Origin of the sequence: Kitasatospora sp. MY 5-36 (genome assembly GCF_001182915.1) — a bacterium.
Classification (GTDB): domain Bacteria; phylum Actinomycetota; class Actinomycetes; order Streptomycetales; family Streptomycetaceae; genus Kitasatospora.
Genome location: NZ_LFVW01000080.1, coordinates 1 through 10,341 on the forward strand (window position 1 = coordinate 1; position 10,341 = coordinate 10,341).

Annotated in this window: 10 protein-coding genes and 3 tRNA genes; 6 read left to right on the forward strand and 7 right to left on the reverse strand. The window is 74.7% G+C overall.

Annotated elements, in window-relative coordinates; all coding sequences use genetic code 11:
* The 5 genes from AE652_RS06545 to AE652_RS06565 all read right to left on the reverse strand — a co-directional run.
* On the reverse strand, positions 1 to 586 hold a 586-nt coding region (locus AE652_RS06545), incomplete at its 3' end, for a pyridoxal-phosphate dependent enzyme (RefSeq protein WP_049650206.1).
* Between the two features lie 96 nt (positions 587 to 682).
* Positions 683 to 1,387 (reverse strand): GPP34 family phosphoprotein, encoded by a 705-nt coding sequence (locus AE652_RS06550; protein ID WP_049650207.1) that lies wholly within the window; start codon positions 1,385 to 1,387, stop codon positions 683 to 685.
* 41 nt (positions 1,388 to 1,428) lie between these two features.
* The gene (locus tag AE652_RS06555; RefSeq protein ID WP_049650208.1) at positions 1,429 to 1,701 is read right to left on the reverse strand and encodes a hypothetical protein; all 273 of its coding nucleotides are present in this window, start codon (positions 1,699 to 1,701) and stop codon (positions 1,429 to 1,431) included.
* 9 nt (positions 1,702 to 1,710) lie between these two features.
* Positions 1,711 to 2,658 carry an SPFH domain-containing protein gene (locus AE652_RS06560; protein ID WP_049650209.1) on the reverse strand — a complete coding sequence of 316 codons (948 nt, stop codon included), beginning with the start codon at positions 2,656 to 2,658 and terminating at the stop codon, positions 1,711 to 1,713.
* A gap of 304 nt (positions 2,659 to 2,962) precedes the next feature.
* Positions 2,963 to 3,036: transfer RNA gene (locus AE652_RS06565), tRNA-Ile, on the reverse strand.
* A gap of 189 nt (positions 3,037 to 3,225) precedes the next feature.
* Here AE652_RS06565 and AE652_RS06570 point away from each other — a divergent pair.
* Entirely contained in the window at positions 3,226 to 4,086 is an 861-nt protein-coding gene (locus AE652_RS06570; protein ID WP_049650210.1) for a serine protease, read from the forward strand.
* Between the two features lie 117 nt (positions 4,087 to 4,203).
* Complete coding sequence (locus AE652_RS06575) at positions 4,204 to 4,950, forward strand: serine protease (RefSeq protein WP_053111986.1); 747 nt, start codon at positions 4,204 to 4,206, stop codon at positions 4,948 to 4,950.
* Positions 4,951 to 5,084: 134 nt separating this feature from the next.
* Here the strand turns inward: AE652_RS06575 and AE652_RS06580 are convergent.
* Positions 5,085 to 5,157, reverse strand: a tRNA-Asn gene (locus AE652_RS06580).
* A 61-nt stretch (positions 5,158 to 5,218) separates the two neighbouring features.
* Positions 5,219 to 5,291 (reverse strand) — tRNA-Asn (locus tag AE652_RS06585).
* 229 nt (positions 5,292 to 5,520) lie between these two features.
* Between AE652_RS06585 and AE652_RS06590 the strand changes: the two genes are divergently transcribed.
* The 4 genes from AE652_RS06590 to AE652_RS06605 form a co-directional block, all read left to right on the forward strand.
* The gene (locus tag AE652_RS06590; protein WP_310593127.1) at positions 5,521 to 5,826 is read left to right on the forward strand and encodes a hypothetical protein; all 306 of its coding nucleotides are present in this window, start codon (positions 5,521 to 5,523) and stop codon (positions 5,824 to 5,826) included.
* 169 nt (positions 5,827 to 5,995) lie between these two features.
* Positions 5,996 to 7,429 (forward strand): FGGY family carbohydrate kinase, encoded by a 1,434-nt coding sequence (locus AE652_RS06595; protein ID WP_049650212.1) that lies wholly within the window; start codon positions 5,996 to 5,998, stop codon positions 7,427 to 7,429.
* A gap of 126 nt (positions 7,430 to 7,555) precedes the next feature.
* A complete protein-coding gene (locus tag AE652_RS06600) occupies positions 7,556 to 8,959 on the forward strand; it encodes a glutamate decarboxylase (protein WP_049650213.1) in 1,404 nt (467 codons plus the stop codon).
* Positions 8,960 to 9,392: 433 nt separating this feature from the next.
* Positions 9,393 to 10,341, forward strand: a 949-nt coding sequence (locus AE652_RS06605; RefSeq protein WP_049650214.1) for an XRE family transcriptional regulator, incomplete at its 3' end; no start/stop codon positions are given.

The window sequence follows — 10,341 nt, forward strand, 5'->3', positions numbered from 1 at the left end:
CCGGCAGGCCGGCCGCGATGCCGGCCAGGGTGCCGCCGGTGCCGACCGGGCAGCAGACCACGTCCCGCTCGCCGAGGTCGGGCAGTTCGGCCGGGATCGCGGCCGCGCCGACGGCGGCCAGGGCGTTGGAGCCGCCCTCCGGGAGCACCAGGCAGGGGCCCCAGCGGCGGAGCGGGTCCGCCGCACTGTCCTCCCCCTCGGCCCGGCCGGTGGCCTCCCGGTACGCGGCCCGGGTCAGGAACTCCAGCCGCATCCCGGCCGCCTCGGCGGCCCGCAGCGACCAGTTGCGCGGCCGGTCGGCCAGCTCCTCGCCGCGGACCAGCCCCACGCTCTCCAGTCCGAGCGCCCCGGCGGCGGCCGCGACGGCCCGCAGGTGGGTCGAGTAGGCGCCGCCGAAGGTCAGCAGCCGGGTGTGGCCCCGCTCCACGGCGGCGGCCAGGTTGGGCGCCAGCTTGCGCCACTTGTTGCCGGGGACGGTCGGGTGCAGCAGGTCGTCCCGCTTCAGCCGCAGCTCCACCCCGGCCCGGGCGAAGGCCTCGTCGGTGCAGTCCACCAGCGGGGTCGGCAGCAGGGCGGCTTCGAGCATCCGGCCAGCATAAGGCGGACGCGCGGAGCCCGGCCCGCCGGTGCGGCGGCCGGGCTCCGCGCCCCGGGACAGGCCGCCACCCCCGTGGACGGCCCGTCAGCCCAGGACGGCGATCTCCGCCGTGTGGCCCGCCTGGCGCCAGGCGAGGGCCGAGCCGAGCGCCTTCGGGACCGGGCCGGCCGCCGGGTACAGCTTCTCGATCCGGCCTCGGTGCTCCCGGCGCTGCTTGGGATCCAGCACCGTGCGCAGCCGCCCCGCGGCGACCAGGGCCACCAGCGCCGCGTCGGCCGGGTCCACCCGGCTGAGCGGGCCCTTCAGCGCGGCGGTGACGGAGGCCGCCAGCGCCGCGCGCACCTCGGGCCCGTCCAGGGTGACCCGGGTGACCGGGAACACCCCGGCCGCCCGGCCCTGCTGGAGGCCGATCCAGCCCGCCTCCGCCAGGCCCTCCCGGATCCGCCGGGCCGGCTGGTCGCGCCCGACGCTGGGGGCGCGGCCGATCCACCAGCTCCAGCTGTGCGGCCGCTTCTCCTGGATCCGGCCCAGCAGGTGGGCGCTGTACGGGTCGAGGCCGGCCGAGGCGGCGGAGTCCCGGACCCTCGCGACGGCCGTCCGGCCCTCCTCGCGCACCAGTCCGCGGCGCAGCAGTTCGGTCAGCGCCGCCGCCTGCAGCACCAGGTGGAGGGTGGACTGCCGGGTGATCCGCCCGCGCCGCGGGTCGTAGGCGAGCAGGTACAGCTTCTCGGGCAGGTTGACGGGGAGGTCGGCGGGCGGCTTGCTGGGCAGTTTGGCGAGCAGGTCCATCTCGTTCTCCGGTCGTTCGGTCGGTGCCCGGCCCGCCGCGGTCAGTCCGCCGCGGAACCACCGCTCTGCGGACTCTCCGGGTTCTCCGGGCGGCTCTCCGGGCTCTCCTCGGGCGGGCTCTCCTTGGGCGGGCGTCCGCGCCGGGGGAGCCGGGCCGCGCCGCCGGGCATCCGGCCGGCGTCGGTGAGGGCGCGGCGGAGCAGGAACTCGATCTGGGCGTTGGTGCTGCGCAGTTCGTCCCCGGCCCACCGGGCCAGCGCGTCGTGAACTGAAGGGTCCAGTCGCAACAGGAGCTTCTTCCGTTCCGTCGCCAAGGCCTCGCCTTACTGGTAGAGGGAGCCCGTGTTCACGACGGGCTGGGTGCCGCGGTCGCCGCAGAGCACCACCAGGAGGTTGCTCACCATGGCGGCCTTGCGCTCCTCGTCCAGCTCCACGACATCGCGTTCGGCGAGCCGGTCCAGCGCCTCCTCGACCATACCGACGGCGCCCTCGACGATCAGCCTGCGCGCCGCCACCACGGCCCCGGCCTGCTGGCGCTGGAGCATCACCTGGGCGACCTCCGGAGCGTACGCGAGCCTGGTGATCCGGGACTCGATGACCCGCACTCCGGCCGCGGCGACCCGGGCGGCGATCTCGGTGGAGAGCTTGCGGGCGATCTCGTCCGCGCCGTCGCGCAGCGACAACTGGCCCTCGTGGTGGGCGTCGTACGGGTAGCTGGTGGCGATGTGCCGTACGGCCGTCTCGGTCTGGATGGCGACGAAGTCGGCGTAGTCGTCCACCTCGAAGACCGCCATCGCGGTGTCCTCGACCTGCCAGACCACCACGGCGGCCATCTCGATCGGGTTGCCGTCCGCGTCGTTGACCTTGGTGGTCTCCGTCTCGTGGTTGCGGATCCGGGTGGATATCCGGCGCCGGCTGGTGAAGGGGTTCAGCCAGGTCATGCCCTCGGCGCGGACGGTGCCCCGGTAGCGCCCGAGCAGCTGGACCACCCGGGCCTGTCCGGGCGAGACCACCGTCAGCCCGCACATCAGCACCACCGAGCCGAGCAGCAGCACCGGCCCGAGGACCATCAGCCCGATGCCCAACCCCTTTCCGCCGCCGGAGAGTTGGACCGCACCGGCGACGAACGAGCCGACTCCGGCGAGCAGGCCGAGCAGCGTGCCGCCGAGGACCGGCAGGCCGGCCGCCCCGGTGATGGCCCGTTCGGTGATCTTGGGGACCGGGAGGTCCAGAACGGCACCGTCCTCGACGGCGAAAGGCGGGGTGGTCATGGGGCGACTCCTTCGGCGAGCATCCGCATCCGATGGCAAAGTGATATCACTTTTTGAGCGCGCGGCGCCAGGGTCCGGTGACGGGAAGGAGGGGACGAACGGCCGCGGAGAAGGCGGCGGAGAGCCGTCGGGGACGGTCGGGACCGATGCCCACGGGCGGGTGAATTCCGGCGCGCCACACGGGGAAGGAGGGTGGCCGCGGCCTAGACTCTGCGACGTCGCATGCGGTGGAAAGGCGGCGGGGCCCCGGCTCGGCGGCCCGCCCGCGAAGGGTCGTCACGACACTCGTCGCACATCGAGAAGGTGGGGCGGGTGGGACTCGAACCCACGACCAAGGGATTATGAGTCCCCTGCTCTAACCGGCTGAGCTACCGCCCCGGTTCGCCGCGCGCGCCGGTCGTCGACACGGCAGCAGCAGACGGCCCCAGCGAGGCCGTCCCGGGCAGCATAGCCGGTCGATCACCCGTGATGCTCGCCGGGGGCGCACCTGGGTGCGCGACGGTGCGCCCCTCCCGGGCGGCGCAGCCCGGGTGGCGGCGGGGCACCCGTCCGGGGCAGCCTGGGCGGATGACGACACGTGGGACGGGGGCGGCGGCCGCGGCGCTCGCACTGGTGCTGGCCGCGGCGGGCTGCACCACCGCGGCGCGGCCGGGCGGAAGCTCCCCGACCGTCACCTCCGCACCACCCAGCGCCGCCACCTCCGCCGCCGTCAACAGCCACGGCTGGAACCGGCAGCGGTTCAAGGGCGCGTCCGGCCGGCACACCGGCGTCACCCGCACCGCCAAGCCCACCGTGCTCAACGGCCTGGTCGGCGCGGTGTTCACCCGCAACGCCACCGGCGACCACTTCTGCACCGCCAGCGTGGTCGACAGCGCCGGGCTCAACCTCGTCGTCACCGCCGCCCACTGCGTCTGGGACCCGAAGCTCGGCCGGCGCGGCGACTTGGTCTTCGTCCCCGGCTACCGCGACGGCGACACCCCCAGCGGCGTCTGGCCGCTGCTGGCCGTCACCGTGGACGACGCCTGGAACGACCACGCCGACCCGGACATGGACGTCGCCTTCGCGGTCGTCCAGGCCCAGAACGGGCAGCAGGTCCAGCAGGTGCTCGGCGCCAACCGACTGGGCGTCAACCGCAGCTACCGGCTCCCGGTGAAGATCACCGGCTACCCGAGCAGCAGCGGCGTCCCGATCACCTGCTCCAACACCACCCTCCAGCAGAGCCCCACCCAGCTGCGGATCGACTGCCCCGACTACACCGGCGGCACCAGCGGCAGCCCCTGGGTCACCGACTTCGACCCGAGCACCAGGACCGGCACCGTGGTCGGCGTGATCGGCGGCTACCAGGAGGGCGGCAACAGCCCGGACACCTCGTACAGCAGCTACTTCGGCGACCGCGTCCAGGCGCTGTACGACCGCGCCACCGGCTGACCGGGCGGCGGGCGGGACCCCGGCGGTGGCGCCGCCGGGCCCGGCCTGGTAGATCTTCCTCACGAACGGCGGAACGCACGGCCCCGGTGCCCGCCCCGAGGACGAGACGGAGCCCCGATGGCCTCCCGCCCGGCACGGCCCGCGCACACGGCACGAACGGTCGCGCTGGCCGCCCTGCTGCTGGCCGCCGGCACCGCCTGCGGCGGGCAGGACGCGGCGCCCCGCGCCGAGGTCGCGCAGCGGAGCCCCGCCCGGGACCGGATCGGCACCCTCTCCATCCACACCGCGCAGGGACCGCGGGCCTGCACCGCGAGCGTGGTGCACAGCCCCCGGGGCAACCTGCTGGTCACCGCGGCGCACTGCGTGCAGACCCGCCGGATCGGCCTGCTGGACGGCCTGGTGTTCACCCCCGGCTACCGCAACGGGTCCACCCCGTACGGGACTTGGCCGGTGCAGGCGATCACCGTCGACCCGCGCTGGGCGGCCGGCGACGACCCCGAGTACGACGTGGCCTTCGTCACGGTGGGCCCGGTCGACGGCCGGCAGGTCGAGGAGGCGGTCGGCGGCAACCCGGTCGGCACCGGGCAGGGCTTCGGGCTGTCCGTCTCGGTCACCGGCTACCCGAACGAGAGCGACGAGCCGATCACCTGCGCCGTCCGCACCAGCTCGCAGAGCGCCACCCAGGAGCGCTTCGACTGCGGCGGCTACACCGACGGCACCAGCGGCAGCCCGTGGGTCACCTCGAACGGCGCGGTGGTCGGCGTGATCGGCGGCTACCAGGAGGGCGGGGAGACCCCCGGCACCTCGTACAGCGTCACCTTCGACCAGCGGGTCGCCGAGCTCTACCGGAAGGCGACCGCCTGACCCGGGAGCCGCCCCCGGTGCCGGGGGCGGTGTCGCGCACGTCACGCCGCGGAGCCGGACGGGGACAACACGAAGGCCCCCCGGTCGACCGAGGGGCCTTCGCTCTGAGCAGTCACCGGGCAGGCCCGGTGCAGCTCCCGCAATTGGACTCGAACCAATAACCTGCCGATTAACAGTCGGCTGCTCTGCCAATTGAGCTATGCGGGATCGCGGTACCCAACTTCCGTACCACGGACGGGAACAGGACCCCGGAGGGCCTTCTCCCGAGCTCCCCCAATTGGACTCGAACCAATAACCTGCCGATTAACAGTCGGCTGCTCTGCCAATTGAGCTATGGGGGATCGGCTTCCGCCTCGGCCCCCGGTCTCCCGGGCTCCTCGGCGCTCGCTGCGGGACATACATTAGCGCACTCGGGGGGGTGGTCCGCCAATCGCTTTCCCGGATCGCCCCCGGATCGCCGCCCGGCGTGCCCCGCGCGCGCCCGGCGACGGGGCCGGGGATGCTGGGGCGCGGACGGTTCGCCGTCCCGACGTACGGGTAGGGCAATGCGGCAGAGGCCGCCAGGAGAGGGTGGATCCGACCATGTGGAAGCTGTCGTTGGCCGTGGGTTTCGCGGCCGGCTACGTCCTGGGCTCGCGAGCCGGGCGCCAGCGCTACGAACAGATCGCCAAGGTCACCCGGGAGATCGCCCGGAACCCCACGGTCCAGAACGCGACCGACCGGGCCCGGCAGCAGGCCGGTGCGGTGGCCGGGAAGGCGGCCGACGCGGTCGCCGGCCGGGTCGGCGACCGGCTGCCGAACGCCGTCACCGACCGGGTGCCGTACTTCAACCGCACCAGGGCGGAGGACGACGGCTGGGGGACCTTCCGGCCGTGAGCACCGGGCCCGGCCCGACCGCCTCACCCGGGGCGGTCGGGCCGGGTACCCGCCGTCCGTGACGGGACGGTGACAGCTGGGCGAAGCGGACCCCGACCCGGGGTCGCGAACCCGCAACAGGCCGCCCGGCCCGGACGCGTCCGGGGCCGGGCTGAGGCATGATCTCGGCATGGCCATCGTCGCGGGGATAGACAGCTCGACCAACCGCACCAGGATCGTCGCGTGCGACGCCGACACCGGCGCCGTCCTGCGCTCCGGCAAGGCGCCGCACCCCGTCCCCGAGGACCAGGACCTGCGCCCGGGCGAGGCCGACCCCCAGGTCTGGCTGCACTCGCTCGGCGACGCCGCGACCGGCGGCCTACTGGAGAGCGTCCGGGCGATCGGGGTCAGCGCCCAGCAGCACGGGATGATCGGCCTCGACGCGGGCGGGGTACTGGTCCGCCCGGCGATCCTCTGGAACGACCCGCGCTCCAGCGGCGCCGCCGCCAAACTGCTGGACGCCCTCGGCGGCCCGGCTGCCTGGACGGCCGCGATCGGCTCCGTGCCGGCCCCCACGTACACCGTCGCCAAGCTGCGCTGGCTGGCCGAGTTCGAGCCCGCCAACGCCCGCCGGGTCGCCGAGGTGCTGCTGCCGCACGACTGGCTGGTCTGGCAGCTGCTCGGCCACCCCAAGCGCCGCACCACCGACCGCGGCGACGCCTCCGGCACCGGCTACTGGTCGCCGATCACCGGCGAGTACCGGCAGGACCTGGTGGAACTGGCGCTCGGCCACGAGCTCAGACTGCCCGACGTCCTGCCCCCGGCCGAGCCCGCCGGGCACACCCCCGAGGGCCTGCTGATCTCGGCCGGCACCGGGGACAACATGGCCGCCGCGCTGGGCCTGGGCCTCGGCCCGGGCGACGCGGTGGTCTCGCTCGGCAGCGCCGGGACGATCTTCGCGGTGCACGAGGAGGCCGTGGTCGACGCGTCCGGTCTGGTCTCCTCCTTCGCCGACGCCAGCGGCCGGCACCTGCCGATGGTCGCCACCCTCAACGCCGCCCAGGTGCTCCGCTCCACGGCCGCCCTGCTCGGCCGGGACCTGGAGGGCCTGAGCGACCTCGCCCTGCACTCCTCCCCCGGCGCCTACGGCCTGGTGCTGCTGCCGTACCTGGACGGCGAACGCACCCCCGCGCTGCCGCACGCGGCCGGCACCCTGACCGGCCTGCGGGCCGAGGCGATGACCCCTCAGCACCTGGCCCGGGCCGCCGTCGAGGGCATGCTCTGCAACATCGCCGACGCCCTCGACGTGCTGCGCGCCCAGGGCGTCCCGGTGAAGCGGGTGTTCCTGCTCGGCACGGCCGGGCGGCTGCCCGCCGTCCGGCACATCGCCCCGATGCTGTTCGGCGTCCCGGTCGTGGTGCCGCCGCCCGGCGCGCACGCCGCCCGCGGGGCCGCCCGGCAGGCCGCCTGGGCGCTGGCCGGCACCCCGCAGCCCCCGGAGTGGGAGCTGCCCGACGCCGAGACCGTCGAGCCCGACGGGGAGCAGGACCTGGCGATCGGCTCGGCGGTGCGTCAGCAGTACCGGGCCGCCCGCGACCAGGTCCACCCGGAAGCGGCGGCCTGACCCCGGAGCGGGGGTGACGGACCGAGCCCCGGAGCGGGGGTGACGGACCGCGCGGATGCGTCGCCCGGCACCCGGTGGCAGCGTGGGACGGGACACGGCCACCGACCCGAAGGACGGCAGGACGCCATGGCGCTGCACAAGGGGGCCGGCGGCGACCGCCGGCTGAGCATCGGCCCGTACCCGACCATCGCCGACCCGCTGGGCGCGATGAAGCTGGCCCCGCCGCTGCACCGGCTCGGCGAGGTCCCCGTCGCGGCCGAGACCGCGTACCAGCTGATCCACGACGAGCTGATGCTGGACGGCAACGCCAAGCTCAACCTGGCGACCTTCGTCACCACCTCGATGGAGGCCCAGGCCACCCGGCTGATGACCGAGTGCCTCGACAAGAACATGATCGACAAGGACGAGTACCCGCAGACCGCCGAACTGGAGCGGCGCTGCGTGGCGATCCTCGCCGACCTCTGGCACGCCCCCGACCCGGACGGCGCGGTCGGCTGCTCCACCACCGGCTCCAGCGAGGCCTGCATGCTGGCCGGCATGGCGCTCAAGCGCCGCTGGATGCACCGCAACGCCGACCGCTACGCCGCCGGGGCCCGGCCCAACCTGGTGATGGGCGTCAACGTGCAGGTGTGCTGGGAGAAGTTCTGCAACTTCTGGGAGATCGAGGCGCGCACCGCGCCGATGGAGGGCACCCGCTTCCACCTGGACGCCGAGCGGGCGGTCGCCCTGTGCGACGAGAACACCATCGGGGTGGTCGGCGTGCTCGGCTCCACCTTCGACGGCTCGTACGAGCCGGTCGCGGAGATCTGCGCGGCCCTGGACGCCTACCAGGAGCGCACCGGCACCGACGTCCCGGTGCACGTGGACGGCGCCTCCGGCGCCATGGTGGCGCCCTTCCTCGACCCGGAGCTGCTCTGGGACTTCCGGCTGCCCCGGGTGGCCTCGATCAACACCTCCGGCCACAAGTACGGCCTGGTGTACCCCGGCGTGGGCTGGGCGCTCTGGCGCGACCGGGCGGCGCTGCCGGAGGAGCTGGTCTTCCGGGTCAACTACCTGGGCGGCGAGATGCCGACCTTCGCCCTCAACTTCTCCCGGCCCGGCGCCGAGGTGGTGGCCCAGTACTACGTCTTCCTGCGGCTCGGCCGGGAGGGCTTCCGGGCCGTCCAGGGCGCCTGCCGCGAGGTCGCCACCTACCTGGCCGGGCGGATCGGGAAGCTGGACGGCTTCCGGCTGCTGACCCGGGGCGACCAGGTCCCGGTGTTCGCCCTCACCACCGAGGGGGACGTCCCGTTCGACGTGTTCGACGTCTCACGGCGGCTGCGCGAGCGCGGCTGGCAGGTCCCCGCGTACACCTTCCCGGCGAACCGGGAGGACCTGTCGGTGCTCCGGGTGGTCTGCCGCAACGGCTTCTCCCGGGACCTCGCCGACCTGCTGCTGGCCGACCTCGACCGGCTGCTGCCGGAGCTGCGGCGCCAGCCCGTCCCGCTCCGGGAGCTCGGGGTGCCGCCCCGGCCGGGCTTCCACCACTGACCCCGTTCGCGCGGCCGGGCGTGCATCCGGCCGGTCGTACGACCGGGAGAACGTCACGGCGGGGAGGGCGCAGCGAAGCGCCCTCCCCGCCGGAGCATCCCGGCGGACCCGGGGCAGCCTCCCCCCCGCGAGGCTGCCCCGGACCGGTGGGGGCCGGGAGCGGGTGCGGACCGACGACGGGTGATCGATCGGGGTCCGAACGGTTCCACCGACGGGTGGACCGCACCGGCCAGAGAACTCTGCACGATGACCACATGGATGTTCGAGCGTCTCCGGGGGTTGTGAGACACTTCCGTCCGTCTCAGCGCCATGACCTGGGGTTTGGGACGCCAGGCCGATCAGGTTGGAGAAGCGGAGACGCCGAACGGCCCGGACCGGGACCCTGCCGCTCCCCCGTTCCCCGCCCCCCGTTTCTCGAGTTTGGAGCGCCGCCGTGGGTTCCGCCTGGAAGCAGCTGCCCGACGAGCTGCCCGAGCCCGCCAGACGCCTGGCGGAGGAGCTCCGGGCCGTCAAGGACGCCGCCGGACTGTCGCTGTCCGAGCTGGCCGCCCGCACCCACTACAGCCGGGCCTCCTGGGAGCGCTGGCTCAACGGCAAGCGGGTCGTCACCGAGCAGGCGCTGGACGCGCTGGCCGGGGCGGTCGAGTGCGACGGGGCCGCGCTGCGGGCGCTGTGGCGGCAGGCGGTGGCCGGGCCGGAGGCCGTCGCTGACGGGCCCTCGGGCGCCGAGGATGCCGCCGTGGAGGAGCCCGCCGTAGCGGAACCCGCCGCCGAGGAGGCCGTTCGGGAACCCGTCTCCGTCGAGGAGGCGCCGGTGGCCGGGCCCGCCCCCGCCGTCTGGTGGCGGCGCCCGGCGGCACTGGTCTCCGGTGCGGCCGCGCTGGCGCTGCTGCTGGTCCTGGTGGGCCTGCGGATCAGCCGGCACGACGGGCAGGCCGCGGCGGCCGACCGGCCCGCCGCGACGACCGGTGCCTCCGCCGCTCCCAAGCCCGGGCCCACCGCCCCGGCCTGTCAGGCCGTCGGCTGCGCGCACAAGGACCCGAAGACCACCGGCTGCGGCAAGGACGCCCGGACCCTGCAGACCCAGGTGGTCGGCAAGGTGGTCGTCTACCTCCGGTACAGCCAGACCTGCCGGGCCGCCTGGGCGGCCATCACCGAGGGCCAGCCGAAGGACTACGCGACGATCACCGACGGCACCGGCGAGAGCGAGACGGCGCTCATCCACTGGGGCTACGACAACTACTCGGCGATGCTGGACGCGGCGGACCCGGCCGTCACCTTCCAGGTCTGCGGCTACCAGCCGGCCGGCCACGACTGCACCGCGGTCGTCTCCGACCTGGCCATGGTGGTGGCCTCCACCCCGATCCCGATCGGGCCCGCCT